Genomic DNA, 24,006 nt, shown 5'->3' with positions numbered 1-24,006 from the left:
GCCAGAGAATAGACCAAAACGATCATTGACGTTCGCGCCATTCCCCAGGAGTGAGGCCAGTCCATTTCTTAAATGCGCGTATAAAGGCACTGGGTTCTGAAAAACCGACCAGATAGGCAATATTTTTAATGGAGGTGTCTTTTTGCGTAAGGTGGTAGGTTGCAATATCTTTCCTAACGCTTTCTTTTAATGCCGCAAAACTTGTATTTTCTTGGGCAAGATAGCGACGAACAGTTTGCGGGCTTTTATTCAGATCATCAGCCACTTTTTTGAGTGGCAAATTTTCTAAATTGTCGCACTCTCTTAGCATGCGTTTAATTTGCGCAGTAATACTAGCGTCAGACATGCGGTTAATAAGTAAGTTGGAAAGGGAATTTATAAACTGAGTAACACTTTCTTCTTTTTGAGTAACAGGTAATTCTAGGTCGCTTCGATAAATACTTAGTTCCGTCTGCGGCCTTTCGTAGTAATGACGACAGGGAAAGGCAGAGTCTAAATCGTGTGAGTAAGTCGACTTTTTACCACTGAAATTCAGGCGATTAAGCGATATTCGATGATTTGTTACCCAAGACGACCATCTAAATACAAACAACATAAGCGTTATATAAACCAGCATGTCTGCATCCGACTCTTCTCGCTTTATGTTAATAACAATATTCGCTTCTTCACCACTCTCAACAAGTTTTATATCTAAATCGTCATGCAACAGCATTAGATATTTAAATAGTCTGAAATACGCATCTCGCAGTGTTTTACCACGTAACGCATACAACACACCTACCTTCACGCCACCTAGTTTTGTGGGCCGTTCAAAAAAGCCTATAGTTTCATCGTTGAGTTTGATTGCCGCAAGTCGAACCAGTTTTCCCAACTTTTCTGACGGCAACCTAAAACTGGCTTCTTCAAAATCTTCCGCGTCATAACCCAGCTCGGTAAATAACGCTTTAATCGAGAGCCCATGTTTTTCATAGCCGGCAAACAGATGTTGTAAGGCTGCTTTTTGTAACGATTGCTTTTTCTTCATTGGCTTAAAGTTAGAACACTCTCATACATTGTTCCCATCAATACCGTATCGAATACATGTAATACAAGGGGTCTCGATATTAAACAAAGACAACCTCTTCCTTGTTTTCACAACATTTTAGGGCATCTGGCTTGAAGCAGCTTTCAATGGTTTTTCGATGGTATTTCAAGGTCGGGGTTAACATACCGTTATCAATTGTCCACGCAGCCCGAGTAATTAAAATATGCGAAATGCGCTCGTAAGGGGCAAGTGTGGTGTTTATTTTCGACAAATAATGCTTCAGCTTATCGCGCAACTCACTGTTTGTTAATAAACAAGCAGATTCAGAGCGTGTCGCTAACAAAATTGGTTGATTAAGCCCTTGCCCTACGACGATAAATTGCTCTATCTCCGGTACACCGCTAAAGCATTTTTCTAACGGCACCGGATGGATAAATTTTCCTTTGGCTGTTTTGAATTCATCTCCTTTACGCCCGGTTACCACTAGGTTGCCACTCTCGTCATAAGTGCCACAATCTCCCGTGTGAAACCACCCATCTTTAAGCACGCTCAGCGTTTTTTCTTCGGCTCTGTAATAGCCAAACATCATGCCCTCAGATCGCATCAGTATTTCGTTTTCATCGGAAAGCTTTACCTCTACGATATCACCAAGGGGCTTTCCTACTGTTCCCGACGCAGGTATATCGTCAAAGCATCCCGTTCCTGTCGCAAAAGTCTCGGTCATTCCGTAAACTTCTCTTACTTTAATTCCCATATTTAAGTACCACTGGTGGACTTTTGGCTGCAGCGGCGCTGAACTGCTCAGGATCATATCAGCTCTAGAGAGGCCCAACATATATCGTATTTTATGCTTATCCTCTTCACTCAATGCAGCCTGTGCCTCAGGGGGAATTTTGCTATCTATCGACATTTTAAACTTGTCCCACAGCCTTGGAACCGCAAAGAAAAATGTAGGCTGCACGCTAACGATTTCGTCACTAAAATCGTCGAGACCCGCAGAAAATGAAATACAAGCATTACTATAAAGGCCCGTAAATTCGACAAGGGCACGCTCTGCCATATGAGCCAGTGGCAAAAAAGAGAAAAGTGAGGCTCTATACCCATCTTCTCGTGAAATTTTGAACTCCTTGGCGATAGAGGGCGTTACCTTTGCCGGCGCAGAATACAAGTGTATAACGCCTTTGGGCATACTCGTTGTGCCGGATGAATACACTATCGTCATTAGACTATCGAGCTCTGCTTTTGGGTTGCTTAACACAAGACCAAACGTCTGCTGAATTTGCGCTAAATTGTGGTCTACCGCTATCGAACAGCCGTGCATGCCAACTAGGGTGACGTTTGCCGTATTCCATTCTGCAAACTTTTGCTCTTGCCCACACTCACCAACAAACATTAGCGACACATCACATTCTTTTAGTACATGATTAGCGGCCTTAACTGATTGATTGGGGAATAAGGGCACGCTGATATGCCCACTTAGCATGATAGCCAAATCTACCATGATCCAATCAGCTGAATTTGCTGACCAAAGCGCTATTTTGCTTTGAGGAGGAAGGTTACGAGAATGGATAAAGCTAGCTATTTTTCTAACTCTCTCTCCGACTTCTGACCATGAGTACTCCCTCCACTGCCCATTGCCAAAGGACTGCCTCAGAAATATGTCGGTAGGTGTTTTTTCTTCCCAATAATAGAAATAGTCTAACGGTGTTTTTAACTGGCTCATGCTACACGCCCCTTCAGTCTAAAAATGTAAAGCGATATTGTCCGAAGAAATAGGTGAAGTATTTCTAAAGAAATAATTCACCTGCTGCTATTTTCTTTCCTACAATGGCGGGGGCTTTAAATCGCTCACCATATTTTTCAGCAAGCTCTTCACACCTGGCTTGGAAGCGCTCAAGCCCATAGCTATTAACAAATTGAATGTATCCGCCTGTCCAAATGGGCGCACCTATCCCAAAGATACTGCCAATATTGGCATCGGCCACTGATTCCAACACTCCCTGCTCCAAACACAGCAAGCTTTCTATTACGTTTATAAACAAAAGCCTGTCTTTGATGTCACTATCGGAAATGTCGACGGTTGGGTCGTAATACATATCAAGTAATTGAGGCCAAATTGCCTTGTCACCATCAACATAATTAAAATACCCGCCCTCACCGTGATAGCGACCACCGCGATTATGTTCCCTCACAAGTTTTTCGATGAGTTTGTTCCCTTTAGGCCAGCGATCATCCTCAGCCTTTATCAAGCCGGCAGCTACTTGCGATTGTCGTACTTTAATACCAATCGTTAAGCTTACTTCGTCATTTACCGTTAGCGGGCCTACGGGCATCCCAATAGCTTTACCTAAGTTATCAACTCTGACTGGATGAATACCCTCACTGACCATAGTGGCGGCCTCTTGTAATTGCGAAGCAAAGGTTCTGGAAGTAAAAAAGCCAACACTGTCATTAACGACGATGGGGGTTTTCTTTATCTGCTGGACGAAATCGAACGCTTTTGCGAGGGTAGCGTCACTCGTTTTTTCGCCACAAATTATTTCCACCAGCGGCATTTTGTCGACGGGAGAGAAGAAATGCAGCCCAATGAAATTTTCAGGCTTGTGACTAGGTTCAGCCAGATGAGTGATAGGAAGTGTTGAGGTATTAGAAGCCCAAATTCCATCTTCGGTTAGAAATTGCTCTGAGCCTTTAAGCACCTTGTGCTTCAGCGACATATCTTCGAAAACAGCCTCTACAACAAGTTCACAACCTTTCAAGTCTTCATCATTATCAGTAGCAATGATAAGTGAGAGAGCTTGCTCTTTATCTTGCTCAGTTGCTCGGCCTCTTGCTATTTTCTTGTCGTAAACTTTGGCTGTATAAGCTTTACCTTTCTCAGCTGCGTCAATTGACACGTCCTTTAACACGACCTGAATACCTAAACCTGCCGCCACTGCAGCAATGCCTTGCCCCATCATGCCAGCACCAATCACCCCAACTTTATTGAATGTGAACTTTGTTTTCACGTCAGGGCGGCTTCCACCACCATTAATCTGATTCAATTGGAAGAAAAAAGCTGACATCATATTCTTTGCTTCAGGCGTAACTGGCAAAGAGGCAAATTTTCTGGACTCTATTCTAAGTGCCGTATCAAAATTAACGGTAACCGCTTGTACTGCTGTTTCTAAAATCGCTTCTGGCGCGGGTAACAAGCCCCTGGTTTTCTTAAGAAGCATATGTGGCGCCATTGCTACAGTTTGCGCTATGGATGGCCTGTTAATATTTCCGCCGGGTATTTTAAAACCTTTTTTATCCCAAGGCTGAATAGCAACCTCACCGTTACCTTTGTTGTTAACAAGCCAGGCTTTGCAATGTGAAATAAGCTCATCTTTGCTCTTTACAGTGGCATCAACTAACCCGGTTTTTAAAGCTTGTTGCGGTCTAACTTTTTTACCTTCAAGCAGCAGGGGAAGCGCTGCCTCTAACCCAATTAGGTTTGTAAGCCTAACAACACCTCCCGCTCCAGGTAATAACCCCAACGACACTTCAGGTAATCCAATTTCAATGCGGGGGTTATCTACACAAACTCGATAATTACTCGCTAAGCACAGCTCATAACCACCTCCTAACGCCGCACCGTTTATCGCAGCGACTACGGGAACCGGTAACTTCTCTAATCGACGGAACAACGACTTATTCGCCTCCACCGTATCAAAAATTTTTCGCTCATCTCCTGGCTCCATCGCCATGAGCATATTTAAATCACCGCCAGCAAAAAACGCATCTTTAGCTGAAGTGAACACGACACCTGAAAGATCCGTTTCTTTTTCCAAAGTGTCTAGTGCTTCCGACATTTCGCGATAAAACTCGTCATTAATGGCGTTTACCGGTCCATTCATGTCCATGGTAATAACTACAATGCCGTTATCGTCTTTTTGGTATTTAAAAGTATTCATGCTTTCCTCCATTATCCTTCGGCTACAGTCTTTCGATAATGGTGGAAATGCCCATGCCACCACCTACACAAAGTGAAATCATTGCGCGTTTTAATCCACGGCGTTCCAACTCATCTAACACGGTACTGACGAGCATTCCGCCGGTCGCACCTAACGGATGTCCCATGGCAATTGCACCACCGTTAACGTTGGTCACCTCCTCACTAATACCTAATTCACGCATGTACCTAAGCGCCACAGAAGCAAAAGCTTCGTTAATTTCCCAGAGGTCGATATCTTCTTTGCGAAGCCCCGCAATTTTTAAGCATTTTTCTGCAGCAGGCGCTGGCCCGATTAGCATAATAGAAGGTTCGGTAGAGGTAACCGCTCCGGCAACAATTCTTGCGCGAGGATATAACCCCAAATCTTTTCCTGCTTGCTCGCTACCAATAAGCACGGCACTTGCACCATCTACAATCCCAGAAGAATTCCCAGGAGTGTGCACATGCTCAATTCGCTCTACATGCGGATACTTTGACAATAGTGTGGCGTCCATTCCCATTTCGCCCATTTTTTTAAATGAAGGTTTTAAACTGGCGAGTCCGTCTAACGTGGCATTGCCCCTAATGAAATCGTCTTTAGCTAATATCATTAAGCCGTTTGTATCTCGCACAGGTACTACTGAGCGGTCGAAATACCCATTATCCCGGGCATAAGCTGCGCGTTTTTGTGAAAGAAGCGCATAGTTATCTACATCATTTCGAGACCAGCCGCCCAAGGTTGCAATTAAGTCTGCGCCAATACCTTGGGGTGGTGTTTTTTGCGTCATTACAAACTCAGGGTCAAACATCATCGAAGCACCTGCGGCTCCCATAGGGACCCTAGACATAGACTCCACACCACCAGCTACGATTAATTGATTCCAACCCGACATAATGTTTTGAGCCGCGGAATTGACCGCTTCTAAGCCTGAAGCGCAAAACCTGTCCATTTGTACGCCTGCCACACTCTCGTCCCACCCAGCAAACTGCACAATTGACTTGGCAATATCGCCACCTTGCTCTTTGATGGGGCCGGTACAACCCAGCATTACATCGTCGACATAGGACGTATCTAGGTCGTAGCGTTTTTGCAATTCACGTAATAATACCGCACCCAGCTCTATAGATTTCACTTCATGAAGCGAACCATCAGACTTTCCCTTACTGCGTGGCGTTCTCACCGCATCAAAAATATAAGCTTGTGTTGCCATAACACCATTCCCCTTTGCTGTATCAGCAACGCCACAGTGCATGGTGAAACCTTTACCGTTTCACTGAGACCACGGCCTTGTTAAAAAAATGTTGCTTAAAACTATAGAGAGAATGGGCAAAAAAACGATGACTAAAGACACCATATAAATTGACTAAAAGTGACAAATAATTCGAATACATGCCTAACAAGAATGGTATTGCAGTAACTTGTTGGATTTTGTCAATCACACTGAGCTTTCTGGTCATTAATAATTGCGCTGTAAAAACATAGATTGTTAAACCAAAGTAAATTTTGGCCACAAATTACAGATTGGCAACGGTAAATAAAGTGCAGTGCTGTTACATGAACGACAACCGAATGTATGTGACCAAAAGCTTCAGAGAAGGCGATAAAACATGTTAGATGGCTTAAAAGTTATAGAAATCGAAGGGATTGGTCCGGGACCTTTTGCGGCAATGATGCTTGCAGACCTAGGGGCGAATGTAACAGTGGTTCACCGGGAAGACGTTCCCATAGAGGGGATGACTGAAAAAAGCCTACTCGATAGAGGAAAGAAGTCTGTCTTATTGAACTTAAAAACAGACGAAGGCAAAGCGTGTGTTCGCGAACTAATTAAAACTGCTGATGTACTTATTGAAGGGTTGCGGCCTGGTGCTATGGAAAAACTCGGCCTTGGACCCGTCGATCTTCATGAAATTAATCCTGCATTAGTTTACGGAAGAGTGACCGGCTGGGGACAAAGCGGGCCTCGCGCCCAGCAAGCGGGCCATGATTTAAACTACATTGCATTGTCTGGAGCGCTTTGGTATGCATCGCCCCCCAAGCAAGCCCCGTTCACGCCGCCCACGCTAGTAGGAGACATTGCAGGCGGGGCGCTTTATCTTGTCGCAGGAGTGCTATCAACTCTCTACAGAGTAGGAAAATCAGGCAAAGGCGCTGTTGTTGATGCTGCTATCGTAGACGGCTCAGCCCATATGATGAACCTAATTATGTACATGAAAGGCCTTGGCGTATTCTCTGATACACGCGGGCACAGTATGTTAGATGGCCCACATTGGAGCCGCTGCTACCAGTGCGCTGATGGTCAATGGATGTCTGTTCAATGCCTTGAGCCACAATTTTACAGGACTTTTTTAATGAAATTAGGGTTGGAACAAGACCCTGAATTCCGTAAGCAAAAAGATTCTACCCTTTGGAAAAAGCTGGGCGAAAAGCTGGAAATATTATTTGCTGAACACGCTCAACAGCATTGGATACAGCTTTTTGAAAATAGTGACGCTTGCGTTTCTCCCGTGCTTAGCCCTGAACATTCGCAGCAAGACCCGCATATGAAAGCAAGAAACATATGGTCTACCTCTGAAGGTTTTATGCAGGCAGCGCCCGCACCACGATTTGGCGGTAGCCCTAGCGCTCATAAACAAAGCGCGCGAATACCAAGGCGAGGTCAGCATACCGATGAAATATTGAAGGGATTAGAAAAATAAGAGACACGAGGCTGCAACCTACAGTAGATAGGTTGATTACGTAATAAAGCGGGTCAGTGGGCTTTACGTAAAGCTCATAACAGACCCGATTAGACTTACATGGGCCATGTTCATATTTGAACATCATTATTTTCTGACCATATTCTTAGCTTTTCTAAAATGTGTAGTGCCGTTCTGCCAAACTCAGTTAGCTCGTATGTAACAGCGATCGGCCTTTCGCTAACTACTTTTCGCAAAACGATTCCTTCGTTTTCCAGTTCTTTAAGCCTTTGATCGACAATTTTTTTACTGGCACCGCCAAGCATCCTTGCTAGATCATTAAATCTAACAGGCTCATCTTTGAGGTGATAGATAATTGAAGCTTTCCATTTTCCACCAATCAAACGCATTCCACTTTCGATAGCGCAAGGCTTATCATTAATGCTCTTAATTTTTTCTCTTTTTACCATTTGTTTTTACTAAGTTTTCCAAAATTTAACTCATATTCCATATAGGTTACCAAAATACTACTGGTTGATTATTGTATACAGGTTACTATTATATACCACATATGATTAAGCGAGAAAACATATCGCTATTTCAGACATAACCAATTAGGAGTATTTGAATGAGCAACACAAGTAAAAACAATGTACTAATTATTAATGCACACCAGTATTACCCTTTCTCGGAAGGCAAGCTAAACGCATCTTTCGTCGATAAAGCAGTAACGCTGCTTGAAGCTAAAGGCTACAACACTCGTGTAGTTACAATGGCCGAAGAGCACAACGTTGAAGAACAGTTGGCCCATCATCAGTGGGCTGACATTGTCCTTCTACAGGCACCAATTAACTGGATGGGTGTGCCATGGTCATTCAAGAAGTATATGGATGAAATCTACACTGCAGGTATGGGTGGAGCCCTATGTGCCGGCGATGGTCGCGTTGAAGAAGCACCGAAGAAAAACTACGGCACAGGCGGTACCCTTACCGACGTTAAATATATGATGTCTTTAACCTTCAATGCTCCAGAAGAGTCATTTAACGACAGCGAAGAGTTTTTCGAAGGTAAATCTGTAGACGATTTACTATTTCCAATGCATATGAACTTTAAGTTCTTTGGCATGAAGCCAATGGAAACTTTCGCCAGCTTTGACGTGATGAAAAACGCCGATGTGGAAAACGAGTTTAAACGTTTTGAAGCTCATATAAACAAGCATTTTTAAGGAATTCTCATGAGTACTGAATACACCAATAAGTTACATGCAGGTTCTGCCTTTCCAGATATTTCAGCAAAGCTGTTAAATGGCGACACTAAAAAGTTAGCGACACCTGAGAACGGTCTTGATTGGAAAATGGTAGTAGTTTACCGAGGGCAACATTGCCCACTTTGCACTCGATACCTCAATCAACTTGAGAGTGTTAGAGGTTATCTTGCCGAAACTGGCGTAGACCTTATTGCAGTGTCTGGCGACAGTAAAGCGCAGCTTGAAAGTCACCTTCCTAGGTTGGACATTAACTTTCCAATTGCGTACGGCTTAACGGTGGAGCAAATGGAAGAATTAGGCGTTTATATCTCTGATCCAAGATCTCCTCAAGAAACTGATCACCCGTTTTCTGAGCCAGCGCTGTTTGTTGTTAACAATGAAGGTAATGTGCACGTCGCTGATATTTCTAACAACCCATTTGTTAGACCTGAGTTAGAGACATTAGTAAGTGGTTTGGGCTGGATCCGTAATCCTGATAACAACTACCCTATTCGCGGTATGCACAAATAGGAGCTTCTATGAAAAAAGTGGCTAATTTCGTAGCAGCCCTTTTGGCAACGGGTGCTATGTTATCTGGGTGTGCTATGGCGAACGATGACAATACAGGACACGCTCATATTGTATCGCCAAAGCACTACACTCTTCTTTTAGAAAACGAAAACGTGCTCGTTTTAAAGATGACGCTTCAGCCCGGCGAGGAAGACACTTGGCACAAACACAATGCTGAAACCGTTTATTTTGAAGATGGCGGAAAAGCCATCATCAAAACAGCTGACAAAGCAATGACTTTGGAAATCCCTGATGGTTATGTCATGTGGCATGACGAATGGGAGCACCAAGTTAAAAATATTGGTGACTCAACGATTACTGCAATAATTGTAGAAGCTAAATAACCAAGCCTTCAATTATAGTAAGTGATAGGAACGCGTTTAAAGTTAGTGTCAGGGCTACTTGGCACTAACTTCAACACCTCAACACATACCCTTGGCTATACCTACGTTTCCTGATAGCAGCCCATGACGGAAACAATCGTCTTATGGCTCTTTCCTTGAAACCAATATGATTTTGAAATTATCGCGTTAGATTTTGACTTGCGGTACCTAGGATCCAAGTGCCTCGGGATAACATTGTCTAACATGGAGTAACAATTGAAGTAGCCCAACAAACCAATTAAAGTCGCTCAATGCACACTCTTCTCACTTTCTGAAAGGCTTTAATTAATGAACATTGAACGAATGGAAACCAAGCAGCGCATGAGTCGCATTGTGAAGCACAATGGCGTTATCTACTTATGCGGGCAAGTATGCGCAGATGCCACGCAAGATATTACTCACCAAACTCAAACCATGCTTGATAAAGTAGATAGCTTACTTGTTCAAGCGGGAAGCGATAGAAAGCATATGCTTTCAGCGACCATTTATCTTAAAACCATGGATGATTTTGCGAAGATGAATGAGGTATGGGATAACTGGGTACCAGAAGGATATGCTCCAGCGCGAGCTTGCGTTACAGCCGATATGGCACGCGACGCTCTGCTTGTAGAAATATCTGTTGTTGCTGCTGAGATTACAGAATAAGTATAGAAAACAAGAACTGATTTTAGGCTCTGTGATTATTGGTACTGCGCCATTCATAGAGCCCTTCCATGCTAAATTTATCCTAATTTTCCTCGCCGTCATATCTCTGAAATAAATATCCTATAGCGTATAAGATTCTTTTAAAGTGCCGTCAAAGGCACTATTTCAAAATGCACATTGCTCCGATATGAGTTTTCATGAAGAAATTGAAACGCTATCAATACGAACGATATGCCATCCTCTGTCAACTCGCCTACCCCGACGCCGACGCGCAATATCAGAAAATACTAGACCCTTTTCATGAACGCCATCTTGTCGATAAGTACGGCAGAATGAGCGTAAGAATATTGTGGGTTGAGAAAAAAAAAGAAGTCATCATCGTTTTTCGTGGTTCGTTGGGCTTCAAAGATTGGTTCGCTAATTTATTTTTCATACCCTATCGGCTGCGTCAGCTGAATCGCAGTTTCTTTGTTCATTGGGGGTTTGCGAGATTACTTGCGCAGCCGATGTATTCAAGTACGAAAACCTCTGATGACGCGTTACCTCTTAGAGAATTACTCGTCAAAGTACTAGAACCACTTCGCGCCCAAGGTAAACGGTTCTCGTTTATCGGTCATTCATCCGGTGGTGCGGTCGCTGTGTTAATGGCCGATTATTTCGAAAGGCGATTCCCGAAGTCAGTAAAAAGAGTGGTTACTTTTGGGCAGCCAGCCGTTGGCACGCGTTCTTGGTATAAGCATTATTTGTTGCACCATCGAACATATCGCATTTGCTGCGACTTAGACGTAATTACCTTCATGCCGCCCTTCCCTTTTTACTTCTGGCACGTAGGTAAAATGCTATGGTTACACGACGACAAAATATATGAAAACACACCTACGCATAAGCGCTTTTTCATGTCCCTTCAAAGTTGGTTGTTGCGTCCTATAACCTACCACTACATGCGAAAATACATCCGCAACAAGTCGTTATTTGACGAGCATTAAAGCGATCATTTTTGGCCATTTGCGCGTAATTTAAATAAGTTAATACACGCATTCCCCCCAAATGAAATAGTTGGCAGGCGAGAGGAAAGATGGCTTCATCAATCACAAAGCGCGCAAGAGCAGCACTTAAAAACGCATTTATCGGCGACGCACTTGCGATGCCGGTACACTGGTTTTACAACCCAGCTGATATCTACAAAGCGTTTCCGTTAGGAATAGAGCAGTTTGAGGATGCGCCATCCTTTCATCCCTCTTCAATAATGTCGCTACACTCTACTCAGCAAGGCGGGCGAGCAAACAAAGCTTTAGCTAGCCAAAAAGAAATCGTGGGTGAGGTCATTCTCAAAGGGAAAAGGCAGTACTGGGGTAAAGACAATGTGCATTATCATCAGGGTATGAAGGCCGGTGAAAATACGCTTAATGCCCACTGCGCCCGTATTGTTTTGACCTGCGCACTTAAAGGTTATGATGAAAATGAGTTTTTAAACCAATACATTAGCTTTATGCGCGCCGATGCTCCTAAACACCCTGACACATATGCCGAATCCTATCACAGAGGTTTTTTCGCAAATCTTGAGCAAGGCTTCTCTGCGGATAAGTGTGGAGCAGTTACCCACGATACAGCTTCTATAGGGGCTTTCGTATCGGTGACACCTTTAGCACTGGTAGAAGCCGCTAAGAATACTGCACTTAACGACATTAAATACCTGTGTCGTAAGCACTTGTTTTTAACTCATCCCGACGAATCGTTAGCTTCAGTGTGCGATTACTATGTTGAGCTGATATACAAATTAGCGCACCGCCAAGATGAATCACCCAAAAACATTTTAGAAGATATTGCGAGTAAGTCAGCAGGGCTGAACTTGGCGTCCCTTACGGCAAAGAACAAAAGCGATATTGAAGTTGTCGGGCGCATGTATTCGCCGGCATGTTATATCTCAGACGCCTGGCCCGCCGTTTTGTATTTCGCATACCGCTACGCAGATAATCCGAAAAGAGCGCTTATAGCAAACACTAATGTGGGCGGTGACAACGTGCATCGTGGGTTTGTTTTAGGGGCCATACTAGGTTTAATGCACGGGGCCGAGATATCTCTATGGTTTGATAAATTAACTGATACGAAAAAGCTAAACTCGCTAATCGATTCTCTAGGCGTTGAATGACTCAAGGAAAAAGCTTCGTAACTTGAAGCGTTTTACATTCAAAGCGACGCAGATGCCAAACTTAGCATTATATGAACAACAATTTATCGATGCTTTGCTTAAGCTCAGTCACAAAGCCTTATAACGTTACCGTTTGACCCGTTTTCGCCGCTTTAAATATGGCGTTAACAATCTTAATATCAGCAAGCCCTTCACTACCGGTTACCATTGGCTGGCGCCCAGTCAATATGGCTAAAGCGTCGTTATCCATTTGAAGCGTTTGCTGCATACCGTCAATAGGTGGCAGCGTTTTCCCGTCTGACGTTGTCCCCGTTACGCCGTTGTAGCTCTGCATAGGTTTCAGCTGATACCAACCGTCTTCACAGTCAGCTTTGAAATGATTAAACCCTTTTACTACGCTAGTGCCGCAATTAGCCACTAGCCCGTCACCAAAGTCCATGGTGAATAGGGTAGTTTCATCAACTTCAGTGAATTTTTCTGGGAAACGTTGTGGTGGGTGGCTGCCAGTTACAGACAAAGGCTCTTGCCCCGTTAAAAAGCGCGCACTGTTTATCGCATAAACGCCCATGTCATAGAGTGCGCCGCCACCCATATGCTTTTTCATGCGCCAGTTGTCTGCCGCTCTACCCTGCCCGGCATAACCCGCAAAGCTCGATACTGCGGTTATATCTCCATAGGGTTTAGTTTCAAGGTATTGATGAAAAGTGCGTGTATTAGGCTCGTGCTGCATGCGATAGCCGATAGACAAAGTCACATTATTTTTATTACAGGCATCTATGATAGCTTGGCACTCCTCACTATCCATCGCCATTGGCTTTTCACACCACACGTGCTTTCCAGTATTTGCAGCCTGCACTGCAAAGTTTTTGTGCGTACCTGTGGGCGTTACAACATAGATAACGTCAATATCATCGTTATCCGCAATTTCAGCCATAGTGCGGTATGTGTATACGTTGCTATCCTTAATTCCATGCTTTCTTTGCCACTTAGGAATTTTTTCTTCGCTACCTGTGATGATGCCTCGCAATTCACAATGCTCGGTGTGCTGTAGCGCAGGTGCTAATAAATTTGTGCTGTAGTTGCCTAAGCCAAGCAAGGCTACGCCAAGTTTCTTTTTAGGTGGCTGAGCTAACAAATAAGGGCTGTGGGCAACGAGCAAGCCTGAACCCGCTATTTGAAGAAAATGACGACGAGTAATACGAGGCATTGGCCTTCTCCATAAGAAAAGTATCCATGTGTGGTTTTAGTAGTGTTTTACTTGTCTAAATAGATCACACACAAATTGCCCAATAGGATAAGAAATCTCATGATTGCGGCTAATATTATTTAAAAAGTTATTGGCTCTTAACTATTTTTTAAAATCTTATCTATTGAAGTTTATGCTCTCGTTTCATTAATCTCAGCAATGAACTTTAATTATGAAATTTTCGTAATATTCATACTGGAATCACACCTACTTATGCGCGAAAAACGCTTCTCACCAAAGGCTAAGACATGGATAACGCTGGCTCTATCAATGAAAAACAAAAAAAGAACCTAACTGGTGCATACCCTAAAATAGCTAAGCAAACTAAATTGCTGAATACCTTAGTAATCTTCGCTTTTATTTACACTATGTACTTGGCGAAATCTTTACTTATTCCGCTGTTCTTTTCTGCCTTTATTGCCTTACTATTAAGCCCACTTGTTGCCATTGCTCGAAAAGTTTACGTGCCACGGACGATGTCGGCTGGAGCATTAATTGCGTTATTGGTGGCGCCTTTCACTCTACTCACCGTTCAACTTGCTGAGCCCGCAGAGCGTTGGCTACATTCACTCCCTAAAATAGCTTCTGAGATCACTGAAGAAATAGAAGAAAGTTGTTGGGTGCTTTTGGATTCACCCATGCCAATGAAACTGAATATATCTTGGCTGTCGAAAATGTCAGCGTGGTAGGCTTAGTTACCTCATAGTCATAAAGCTTTAATGCTTCCCATGCTTCTCTTCTTAACGCCTTTATTTCGCTAAAAAGTGGTAGCGATTGAAATGATTTTTGCGCGTTAAGTGAAGGCCACTGACTTACCACAAATACATTAGGACTAAATGCTCCTATTAGCGTTTTTTCAACTACAAGCACCCCATTTTGGGTATATCCATATTCGCGTGCTGTTGGAGCTCCTAATTCAAAATACTTATCACGCAGCGGCCGTTTTTCCGCTTCGGTCACAGGTGCGATAAGCTGCATCACCGCCCCCGGATTAAAATGCACCGACAACACTTCACCTTCTTCATCAGCAATTACGGGCGACGCAAACAAAACTCCCACCCCCAAAAACCTCAAGCCCATGAATTTTATTAACTTACCCAACATTTCAACATCCTCTTTAATAGTTAACTTTGTAGTTATGCGGATACATTAGCAACTGAAGCAACCCAAAACACGGTTTGTTTTTTATTCACAATGGTGCATTATTGTTCCATGAAAGATTGGAACGATTACGCATTAATTCTTGCCCTTCACAGGTCGATAACCTTAAGAGCGGCCGCTGTAGCTTTGGGAACCACTCATACCACGGTGGCAAGACGCTTGGCATTATTGGAAAAGCAATATAGCGCCAGTATTTTCGAGCGTATTCCAGGCGGGTACCGCGCTACCCCTTTTGGCGAGCAGCTTGTCGCTACCGCTATGCAGGTTGAAAATGTTGTTCGCGAATCAGAAAGGCTTTACTGCACAAGCAATGAAAAGCTCGCAGGCCCGATAACGCTCTCACTGGGCGAGCCCATGTCGCAGTTTTTGTTAGCCAAAGAACTCGGTGAGTTCACTCGGCTTTATCCGTCTATTCAATTAAAAGTGAAAAGCTCTACAATATTCGCCGATTTAGACAAAGGTGAAGCGGATGTCGTAATACGGGGAGCACCTAAATTACCGGAACACTTAATTGGAAGGCGACTTTACAAGCTAGGCTTGTGCTTTTATGCACACAAAGATTACTGTGAAAATACACCCCGTAAAGACTGGCGATGGATTACGCCGTTAGAGAATGAAGTTTGGCCCCAATGGCTAGCACAATCGCCTTACCCAGAGGTACCAATTGGAATAGCAATCGATGACATCATCTCTCGATATCACGCTATATTAAACGGCGTGGGTATGGGAAGAGCAGCATGTTTCATGGGCGACCCACACCCCGACCTAGTACGTCTACCGGGCAGCGCGCCCGTTTTGAAATACGATATTTGGCTTCTCACCCACCCTGATTTGTATGAACAGCCTAAAGTAAAATTGCTGATGCAGTTTTTAACCGATGCGTTAATGACTAAAAAAACGCTCGTTGAAGGAGAGGCATAAGTTTATTTACGGTAAACCATTTAGATGGCTTACTGCTGCAGAACAACGCCTTGTTTATAACAAGCGGACCATGTTGACAGCTGCAAACCTATACCTTTTTTTACAAGAACGCTCCACACGATAAGCCGCCCGTATGGATGTCGCATTATGCAGTGAAAAGGCTACGACACCGCTTTGGGTACGTTAAGCGTATTCCGTGCGTCATTGGTCAGTTTCACTAACGCTTTTCGTACGTCTGTTGACGACGCGCATGGCGCTTCAAAAGGGATAAACCAAGTCTGCTTTTCTGTACCGCAGTGCATGCCTTCTGGAAATACGCTGTGCATTATCGGCGCTTCAGTGTTAACGCCTACTTTGTGCTGCAAGATAAGCTGCATCGCGTCCTGATGGTCTTCATTCATATGGGTAATCATGCCCTCTGGTGCGCTATGCCACTCTTGGGCTTCAACGCGCCAATAGTTTTTATCAACCCAATGGATTTTTCCGAACCCACCAATAAAACGTACTCGCTCAGTACGAATAACGTAAAAATTGAAATCGTGGGTTTGCTCGTATTTTTTAGCTTGAGGGAATAAACGAAGATACTGTGCTTTCACGTCATCTTGGTTCGCTAGCTCCGCACTCCCCATAATAGTCACCCGGCCATTCGCCTGAGAGTCATCTTCACCGGCATCAAAAATGGTTAAGCTAACTTTGTCGTTCGCTTTAATATTGCGCGTATGCAGTGCGATATCGCTGATGTAGATAACTGCGTCACCACCAGACGTTAAATAATAAGGTACAACCGAACCAAAAGGGTAGCCGGGCATTGATGTTGAATGCGTACCCAATACACCGCTGTGATGGGTGCGGCTTAGCTGTTTTGCTTGAAATGCAATAACTTGCATACTCATGGTTAACTCCGTTCTTGTTTATCGGTTTTCGTAAAAGTTAATGTGTCACGAAAACGTGTTTTTGTTCGTTTTTAATTAGGTTTAACTGGGTGTGATAGCACCGAGAAAGCATATCGGTAGTAAGTACTTGCGCTGGTGGTCCGTCGGCTAAACACTGCTTTTCCCCCAATAAAATGAGTCTATCGCAATAAGGGGAAATTAAATTGAGGTCGTGACTTACGCAAATAATGCACAGCCCTTTTTCTCGTAGGGCGACCAATTGTTCCATTACTAGTTTCTGGTGGCGCAAATCTAGGGCTGAGGTGGGTTCATCTAACAGCAACAGCTTGCCTTCCAAACTCTCGTTTTGATCGCCCGGTATTATTTGAAGAATAGATTTAGCTAAAAATATTCTCTGCCTTTCCCCGCCAGATAAGGTTTGAATATTGCGAGCTAGTAAATGCGTAATGTCAAACTGCTTGGCAATACCATGAATCAACCGACTCTTTTGTTCCAATGACTCAACGTACTGATACCGCGCCAAATGGAGTAACTCGTCGGCGATAAATCCAAATGACGTTGACGCGCTTTGCGCCATTACCGCACGCTGCATTGCTAACTGATTTGCGCTTAGCGAACTAATTTTTTTCCCGCCAAGCGTTAGCGTTCCATGAGATGGCGTTTCTACACCACTGAGCATACTTAATAGCGTAGATTTACCGCATCCGTTTTCACCCGCTATCGCGGTAAACTCACCAGTGTTAAATGACATAGATATTTGCTCAAGCAAACGCGTGTTACCTCTGGCTATCACAACATCTTTCAATGTAAGTAACACCGTATTTAACCGCTTACCACTCTCGCTTTGCTCTAGGATTTCCACTTTCATTTTAGCTACACTCCACCACCAAATATGCGGCGTTGTTGCCACAGTAAGTAAAGGAAAAATGGCGCCCCTACTGCTGATGTAACAATACCAATAGGTATTTCCATAGGCACAAATAAGGTACGAGCCAATGTATCGGCAACCATTAATAGCAAAGCGCCCATTAGTGCGCTGGCAGGTATTAGCACCTGGTGGTTTACACCAAATATGGCCCTGCACATGTGGGGCACCACCAAACCTACAAAGCCAATAATGCCGCACAGCGCCGTCGCTAGTGCCACAGAGAACGCCACCAGCCATAAAACCCAGTGTTTGTATCGGGTAACATTAAGCCCCATATAAGCCGCCTCTTTTTCACCAAGCGCGAGTAAATTTAGCGCATTACGTGACTTCATGAGACCAGTAAAAGCAACAAGCCCAGCTAGCGCAATAAGACCACAAAGCGTCCAGCTTGCTCCGGCAAGACTACCCATGGTCCAGTAGCTTATTTGGCGAAGTGCATCATCGCTTGCTACATAACTAATAGCCCCTATCACGGTTCCGGTTAAGGCGTTGATGGCAACCCCAGCCAAAATAAGCGCGGCTACTGAAACGCCTTGCGGCCCACTTGAAAAGCGAAGCACTGTCCATACAGAAAGTAATGCACCACCAAAGGCCCACATGGCTACCCATATAGACTCAAGCGCAGGGATGAGCGGTGGTACTATGGTCATACTAAGGGCAGCTGCTGCGGCTGCGCCACCGGCAATACCGATTAAGCCAGGGTCGGCGAGCGGATTGCGCACTAGCCCCTGCATGGCACAACCGGATACGGCTAGAAGCGCGCCAATCAGCATCGTCATGATCACCCTTGGTAGCCTAATTTCAGACAACACATACCAGTGGGTTGTATTTGCTCCCGTATTTTCTACCGTGTTTTTTACCGTAATTGCGCCGCTAATGAAGTACCTAAGTTGTTGTTCAATATCAATGGGTAAACTGCCGCGGGTTAGCCCTACATAAGCAAACATCAACAACAATACAACCAATATTCCCATGCCTATACGTTTTCGCTGCGCGCGGGCATTGATAAGCTGAAGGACTACAGGCGTCAGTCGGTAATCACTTGAATAATCGCGTGGGTTATCACTTGGGTTATCGCCTAAATTATCACTATGCTTAGCTGCGGAAGAAAACTGCATTATTGACTCGTTCTTTTGTTAGCAGCATTTTGCGTTTGTTTAATTTCAATGGCCTTTCCTGCGTGCTCTGCAACACGCTGAAGCGCCACATCAAAGCGCGGAGAAAGACCCAAACTTATGCTGCTATCCATGGCTTCAACTAGGCAATGAATACCAGCAAAGGTGGCTGCCAACGCATGGTGCGTACAAAGTGCGTCCTTTGCACTTTTTCCACGCAGCATGTGCCCAGCGGCAATCACGATATCAGGGTCTTGCATCAGCACAGACTCGGCACTCAACACTTTGTAGCCTTCCACTGCTGCACCTATATTAACGATACCCAGCGTATCGAATAGCGCTTGGGGCACGGTATTTTTACCCGCAACCGTTATTCCTCTGTCATTATTCGCCACCACAAAAAGCGCTTTAATTGGCGTATTGAACGCTAAGGTTTTATCTGCGTACCGCGCTTTTTGTTGCTCTACCTTCTTTTCAATATCGTGAACAAGGGTAACGGCGTTATCACTTGCCGATAGTTTTTCGCCAATATCCAGTACTAGGCGCTTTAGACCACTTAAGTTTTTGTCTACGTTAAAGGCAGTAACCTCTACGCCAGCATGGGCTATTTGTTCAAGCGCAACACTTGGGCCTGTCGCCTCTGCTCCTAGCAGCATTGTGGGCTGTTGGGCCAATACTCCTTCAGTGCTGAGCTGACGAAAGTACCCAAGCTTAGTTAAACTTGCCGCTTCTTTTGGGTACATACTGGTACTGTCAGTTGCAACTACCCAATCGCCTCGTCCTAACGCGAAAACAATTTCGGTGATACTGCCGCCAGCGGTAACAATTCTAGGAGATGCAGTTTGCGTTTCATCTAAAGGGGCGCTAAACGCCCCTACTGCAAACAAACTCCACCCTACCATCGCAGTACACAACGCTTTTACGGCAATAGATGAAAGTGAATGAGCCTTTTGCAACATCATTTACTCTCCACTTACCGGGTCGGCGCGGAAACTATACGCACCTGATGTTCCCTCTTCATCGTAGTAGCTAGTAATTTGAAGCTTGTAAGTCGTATCGCCTGCTTGAATTAAATAAACCCCAAACTGTGAGTAGAGTAAGTGGCTGGTGCTGTCGTAGAAATACCAATTGTTCGAACTCATCGCGTACTCGCTAACGGTCTCTTCACTGAAGCCATAAAACTGTGCCGCTTCGGTATCCACGCCATCGTACGTTTCAGCGTCGGTGCGAAGTACGGTCGCATCATCAGCAATAGAAAGGGTAAATTCCCCCGCTCCGTCCGCACATGGAATAGATAAGTCCCAACCGTCTGCTTGTGTAACTACTTGCTGAATATCGAAGTCAATATAAACCGAGCCGCTACAACCCACCGCATCAACAGTCAGTGCGACTTCTTCAGCAAACGTGGTTTGCCCGTCAAGAACGCTTTGATGCATAACGCCAAGGGTTATTTCACCGATACCTCGCCCTTCAGTAACAATATCGGTAACGTGAAATTTTGTGTAGTTGCTGTCAGAGAACACGATGTAATAGGTTTCTTCATTTGGCGTTACTACGTGAGTGGTAAAGTCGTAGTTGTAAAAGGTATCGCCGATCACTTGGGTTTCTGTATCTGTACTGAACGCTTCAGCTTCTGGTATATCGCTTTGAGTAACAGCCAAGTAATCGTCTAGTTCGCTGTCAGCACTGGCATTTAGAAACAAGTCAGACACTGGCGCGCCCGTATCATCGTAAAAGTCGCTATTATTTCCGGTAAAATAAAGGCTAACAGCGGTTTCCTGATTTGTATTTAAAAACACATTGGTACGCTTAAAGCCAATATCCCATGTGGTATCCGTGGCGGCTTCTTCTTCAGTAAGCGTAAGTTGCGTTTGTGTATCTAAGTCAAAGTACACGGCCACAGGCTCTGATGTAGACCCTGTACTAAAAGGCCCGTAAATGGTTCCCTCTTCGTTTTCGCCGTCACTGCTTCCGGCATCTGAATCTCCGCTACCATCGGTCACTTCATCAGGCGTTTCGACTGAGGTGTCATCGCTACTTGAGCTGCCACAAGCAGTTAGTCCGAATGTCATGGCAAGGAGTAACGCTAAATAAGTTTTGTTCATGTGTTTTCCTTTTTAAAATTCGCCGAATTAACCAGCGGTTTTTAGTTGTTGGTTTGGGATCTGCCGTTAGGTGTTTTCTGTTTTGATTTAAAACGCTGTTTTCTGTGTCGGTGCTTTCGTTATTTGGTTATTTCAATACTGGTAACTCACACCCAGATACAATCGCCTGGCAGCAATGGGCCTTGCATCAAAAGCGCCCGCCACAAGAGCGTCGGATGAGCGATGTTCATCAGTGAGGTTTTCAAGTCCGAGGCGCGCTTGCCACTTAGGCATGAACTGGTGCTGCACGACGGCGTTTAGCGTGGTAAAGCTGTCTTTGGCAATTGTGATATAGCCACTGGAAGGCGACACATTTCCCTCATGCACTCCGTAAAGCTGTAGGCTGGTGTCGGTTTGGCTAAACTGATAGGTAACGGATGCTTTAACTAAATGAGTAGGGCGTTCAGGCAAGCGCTGTGAATTGCCATCTTCAGCAATTAAATAACTGTAATTCAGTTGCCACTGCCAATTATCATTCTGCGCGCTGGCGCTTAAATCAGCGCCGTAAAGAGTGGCTTCATCGAGGTTTTGATAAACTGAAATATCTAAACCCGCCTCTTGCGATGCGTCCACGTCTACCGCCGTGGTGATGAAGTCATCAGCTTTAGTGTAATGAAGGTTAATATCAAGGTGATATAACCAGTCACTTTGGGTCGGTTCTACTCGGAGGTTAGCGCCTAAGTTGGCATTCAGCGCGGTTTCAGGGGTAAGTGCGTCGTTGCCAAGCACCATATAACCTAAGTTACTATGGTCGAAGATGTAATAGCGTTCCTTGAGGTTAGGCACGCGATAACTACTGCCAGCCCCTGCGCGAAGTTGCCATGAAGTGCTGTCAGCACTAAATGACTGGCTTGCACTTGCTTTAAATGCAGTATGCCAACCAAAATCAGAATCGTTTTGTATTCTTGCGCCAGCTAAAAGCTGGGTGTCGTTTTTCTGCCAGTTTCCTTGTAAATAAAGCTCGGCACTTTCTCTACTTACGTCGTCAACTTCAACTGTGCCCGTGCTGAGGTTTTGCTGGTCCAACGTGTCGCCATGTAAAACAAGGCCGCCTACCCACTCAATATCTTTGGTGGAATAAATCTTTTGCGCTTCTAATTCCGCAAGCTGAATATCGGTTTGACGTAACCCATTGTTGTTCCCGCTTTCTTCATTATGTGAAAGATAGCGTGTGTTGATATGCCAATCGTATTGTTGCTCAACGCGAACATCGTGCTGCCACTGGGTAACATTGGAAAGGTAACTAATAATGGTGGCTTGACCGGGTATTGATGACTGAGGTTTGTTTTTTTGCTCATCCAGCCATTGCCCTTTGTATTGCATGCTAATGTTATTTATCAACGTCGATAAAGACACTTGCACAAAAGATTTGTCTACCGCGCCACCATCTTGTGACGTGGTTTCGTTGTCGTAATCAAAACCCGGGTTAGTAATATTTTGGGCCGTTATGCCAAGCTGCCAATTGCTTACTGCTTTCGCTGCAGTGACCCTAGACGTATGCCCGAATTCATCACCGTCAATTGCATCATCGGTGAAGTATGATGCCTCGTAGTCAGCTGAAAACTGCGATCCTTCTACTTTCTCGGTAATGATATTAATAACGCCGCCCATGGCAGAGCTGCCGTAAAGCACAGAAGCTGCACCTCGCACAATTTCAATTTGCTTAATATTGGCAACGCTAATTTGGTCAAGGTCGACAGAAGAGCCTGTGGGTGAAATGATGGGCTGGCCGTTAATCAATACCAATACGTGATCGCCATTGAACCCGTTTAGCTGAACGTTGTACCCGTCTTTTTGACTGCGTCTAACCACAACGCCCGGCATCACTTCAAGCACTTGGCGTAAGGTTCCTTTGCTTAATCGAGCAATGTCCTCTTTATCTACCACGTCAACTTTTACAGGTGAGGATGCCAATAACTTTGGTGTTCTAGTGCCTGTAACAACAACGCGTTCAAGATCACCCTCTGCTAAAGCTGAAAAAGCCAAAGGAAAGCTAGCGGCTATGACAAGTGAAGGTAAAAAGTGAACTCGTTTCATTTATTTTTCTTTTAACGCAAATGATAATGATTTGCGTTTGATCTTATTTATTTAGAAACGTTTTGCAAGAAGAAATGTAGAAATTCGTTAGAAATACTCTGCTACAGCATTGGGTTTAATGTATATTTTGCATTAAAAACAGACCGATAGGACGTTAAAAAATTTTTGATGTTTTGCGAGAAAAGAACAGCATCACGTTGGATTGGCAACACGGCATAGTGGAATAAAAAAGAGATAGAAAGAAAAAAGCACTTTCCTTCTACTCTTAGTAATGCGGCTTCCCTTACAACAAAAAAATTAGTAGTGGGAAGACCGCTACACAAATGGTGTAGCGGTATGCAATTTGTAGCTAGTTAGTCGAGTCACTTACGTAAAACACATTGTCTGGTATTTCATTTCCAATGCCTGTGTTGTTACGAATAACATCGGCTAGAGTCGTCAGAAAAATGTTGGCAAGTTTTTTGATGGCCTTACAAAGAAACATGACTTTATGTTTTGAATTTAGGTTTTTCACGCTATAAAACAACGAGATTTTGACACTATGCGCCTACCAACTAAACAGCTTATTAATAAAATAGAAAACTTATCTAATGGCCTAACGCCTGAGCAGTTATCAAGCTTTCTCGATATTATTGACGCCATGACGGCATTGGTTGAGGAAGCTGGAGAGTTAAAATCTGATAGCGACACCAAAAATAATATCCCCAATACAGAGCTGTCCGTACTCCACTAGAACAAGCTTTACAGTGTTCACTGCCTTCAAATAGGAGCGCTACAGGAAACCAATAACGACGAATATTCGTTTTTGCTCATTTGCAGTTCGTTTATGTTCGGTTTATGATACCCCCAATTAAATGTACATGGGTAGCTGCGTCAGAATAAGAACTAAACGGCCTGTTAGTTAAATGAA

The 24,006-nt window shown here is 44.2% G+C and carries 21 protein-coding genes and 1 pseudogene; 9 read left to right on the top strand and 13 right to left on the bottom strand.

All coding sequences use genetic code 11. The annotated features are described in order from the left end of the window. Nucleotides 1-22: 22 nt before the first annotated feature. From V7R55_RS00540 to V7R55_RS00525, 4 genes are all read right to left on the bottom strand, one after another. The gene (locus V7R55_RS00540; RefSeq protein ID WP_334056432.1) at nt 23-1,024 is read right to left on the bottom strand and encodes a helix-turn-helix domain-containing protein; all 1,002 of its coding nucleotides are present in this window, start codon (nt 1,022-1,024) and stop codon (nt 23-25) included. Between the two features lie 79 nt (nt 1,025-1,103). Further along, entirely contained in the window at nt 1,104-2,747 is a 1,644-nt protein-coding gene (locus V7R55_RS00535) for an AMP-binding protein (protein WP_334056430.1), read from the bottom strand. 64 nt (nt 2,748-2,811) lie between these two features. After that, nucleotides 2,812-4,962 carry a 3-hydroxyacyl-CoA dehydrogenase NAD-binding domain-containing protein gene (locus V7R55_RS00530; protein ID WP_334056428.1) on the bottom strand — a complete coding sequence of 717 codons (2,151 nt, stop codon included), beginning with the start codon at nt 4,960-4,962 and terminating at the stop codon, nt 2,812-2,814. A 22-nt stretch (nt 4,963-4,984) separates the two neighbouring features. Beyond that, entirely contained in the window at nt 4,985-6,193 is a 1,209-nt protein-coding gene (locus V7R55_RS00525) for an acetyl-CoA C-acetyltransferase (RefSeq protein WP_334056426.1), read from the bottom strand. A gap of 397 nt (nt 6,194-6,590) precedes the next feature. Here V7R55_RS00525 and V7R55_RS00520 point away from each other — a divergent pair, with 397 nt between their 5' ends. After that, entirely contained in the window at nt 6,591-7,679 is a 1,089-nt protein-coding gene (locus V7R55_RS00520; protein ID WP_334056424.1) for a CaiB/BaiF CoA transferase family protein, read from the top strand. A gap of 110 nt (nt 7,680-7,789) precedes the next feature. Here the strand turns inward: V7R55_RS00520 and V7R55_RS00515 are convergent. Continuing rightward, nucleotides 7,790-8,150: pseudogene (locus V7R55_RS00515) on the bottom strand (winged helix-turn-helix transcriptional regulator). A gap of 136 nt (nt 8,151-8,286) precedes the next feature. On the opposite strand from V7R55_RS00515, the gene V7R55_RS00510 reads away from it, so the two are divergent. From V7R55_RS00510 to V7R55_RS00485, 6 genes are all read left to right on the top strand, one after another. Further along, nucleotides 8,287-8,883 carry an NAD(P)H-dependent oxidoreductase gene (locus tag V7R55_RS00510; protein WP_334056422.1) on the top strand — a complete coding sequence of 199 codons (597 nt, stop codon included), beginning with the start codon at nt 8,287-8,289 and terminating at the stop codon, nt 8,881-8,883. 9 nt (nt 8,884-8,892) lie between these two features. Continuing rightward, on the top strand, nt 8,893-9,435 hold the full coding sequence (locus tag V7R55_RS00505) for a redoxin domain-containing protein (RefSeq protein WP_334056420.1): 543 nt from the start codon (nt 8,893-8,895) through the stop codon (nt 9,433-9,435). Nucleotides 9,436-9,443: 8 nt separating this feature from the next. Then, nucleotides 9,444-9,818: a hypothetical protein gene (locus V7R55_RS00500; protein ID WP_156086905.1), complete on the top strand. Its 375-nt coding sequence runs from the start codon at nt 9,444-9,446 to the stop codon at nt 9,816-9,818. A 327-nt stretch (nt 9,819-10,145) separates the two neighbouring features. After that, nucleotides 10,146-10,502 carry a RidA family protein gene (locus V7R55_RS00495; RefSeq protein WP_334056419.1) on the top strand — a complete coding sequence of 119 codons (357 nt, stop codon included), beginning with the start codon at nt 10,146-10,148 and terminating at the stop codon, nt 10,500-10,502. Nucleotides 10,503-10,699: 197 nt separating this feature from the next. Next, nucleotides 10,700-11,488 carry a lipase family protein gene (locus V7R55_RS00490; protein WP_334056417.1) on the top strand — a complete coding sequence of 263 codons (789 nt, stop codon included), beginning with the start codon at nt 10,700-10,702 and terminating at the stop codon, nt 11,486-11,488. 89 nt (nt 11,489-11,577) lie between these two features. Beyond that, nucleotides 11,578-12,651: an ADP-ribosylglycohydrolase family protein gene (locus V7R55_RS00485; protein ID WP_334056415.1), complete on the top strand. Its 1,074-nt coding sequence runs from the start codon at nt 11,578-11,580 to the stop codon at nt 12,649-12,651. 118 nt (nt 12,652-12,769) lie between these two features. Here V7R55_RS00485 and V7R55_RS00480 read toward each other — a convergent pair whose 3' ends face one another. Together V7R55_RS00480 and V7R55_RS00475 are read right to left on the bottom strand one after the other, a co-directional pair. Then, nucleotides 12,770-13,858 carry a Gfo/Idh/MocA family protein gene (locus V7R55_RS00480; RefSeq protein ID WP_334056414.1) on the bottom strand — a complete coding sequence of 363 codons (1,089 nt, stop codon included), beginning with the start codon at nt 13,856-13,858 and terminating at the stop codon, nt 12,770-12,772. A gap of 630 nt (nt 13,859-14,488) precedes the next feature. Further along, on the bottom strand, nt 14,489-15,001 hold the full coding sequence (locus V7R55_RS00475) for a hypothetical protein (protein WP_334056412.1): 513 nt from the start codon (nt 14,999-15,001) through the stop codon (nt 14,489-14,491). A gap of 108 nt (nt 15,002-15,109) precedes the next feature. Between V7R55_RS00475 and V7R55_RS00470 the strand changes: the two genes are divergently transcribed. Continuing rightward, nucleotides 15,110-15,979 (top strand): LysR family transcriptional regulator, encoded by an 870-nt coding sequence (locus tag V7R55_RS00470; protein ID WP_334056410.1) that lies wholly within the window; start codon nt 15,110-15,112, stop codon nt 15,977-15,979. A 161-nt stretch (nt 15,980-16,140) separates the two neighbouring features. Here the strand turns inward: V7R55_RS00470 and V7R55_RS00465 are convergent, their stop codons facing one another. The 6 genes from V7R55_RS00465 to V7R55_RS00440 all read right to left on the bottom strand — a co-directional run bounded on the left by V7R55_RS00465 (nt 16,141) and on the right by V7R55_RS00440 (nt 23,096). Next, nucleotides 16,141-16,872 (bottom strand): HugZ family pyridoxamine 5'-phosphate oxidase, encoded by a 732-nt coding sequence (locus tag V7R55_RS00465; RefSeq protein WP_334056409.1) that lies wholly within the window; start codon nt 16,870-16,872, stop codon nt 16,141-16,143. 37 nt (nt 16,873-16,909) lie between these two features. Further along, entirely contained in the window at nt 16,910-17,740 is an 831-nt protein-coding gene (locus V7R55_RS00460; RefSeq protein WP_334056407.1) for an ABC transporter ATP-binding protein, read from the bottom strand. A gap of 5 nt (nt 17,741-17,745) precedes the next feature. After that, a complete protein-coding gene (locus V7R55_RS00455; protein ID WP_334056405.1) occupies nt 17,746-18,918 on the bottom strand; it encodes a FecCD family ABC transporter permease in 1,173 nt (390 codons plus the stop codon). Beyond that, nucleotides 18,918-19,877, bottom strand: coding sequence for a heme/hemin ABC transporter substrate-binding protein (locus V7R55_RS00450; RefSeq protein WP_334056403.1), 960 nt, complete (start codon nt 19,875-19,877; stop codon nt 18,918-18,920). The genes V7R55_RS00455 and V7R55_RS00450 overlap by 1 nt, the downstream gene beginning before the upstream one ends. Further along, complete coding sequence (locus V7R55_RS00445; RefSeq protein ID WP_334056401.1) at nt 19,878-21,020, bottom strand: HmuY family protein; 1,143 nt, start codon at nt 21,018-21,020, stop codon at nt 19,878-19,880. 132 nt (nt 21,021-21,152) lie between these two features. Beyond that, nucleotides 21,153-23,096 carry a TonB-dependent receptor plug domain-containing protein gene (locus tag V7R55_RS00440; RefSeq protein ID WP_334056400.1) on the bottom strand — a complete coding sequence of 648 codons (1,944 nt, stop codon included), beginning with the start codon at nt 23,094-23,096 and terminating at the stop codon, nt 21,153-21,155. Between the two features lie 541 nt (nt 23,097-23,637). Between V7R55_RS00440 and V7R55_RS00435 the strand changes: the two genes are divergently transcribed. Continuing rightward, the gene (locus tag V7R55_RS00435; protein ID WP_039223445.1) at nt 23,638-23,829 is read left to right on the top strand and encodes a hypothetical protein; all 192 of its coding nucleotides are present in this window, start codon (nt 23,638-23,640) and stop codon (nt 23,827-23,829) included. Nucleotides 23,830-24,006 lie beyond the last annotated feature (177 nt).

Source organism: Alteromonas sp. S005 (assembly GCF_036864475.1).
Taxonomy (GTDB): Bacteria; Pseudomonadota; Gammaproteobacteria; order Enterobacterales; family Alteromonadaceae; genus Alteromonas.
The sequence above is the reverse complement of the archived record's forward strand: the minus strand, read 5'-3'. Positions and strand labels throughout refer to the sequence as shown.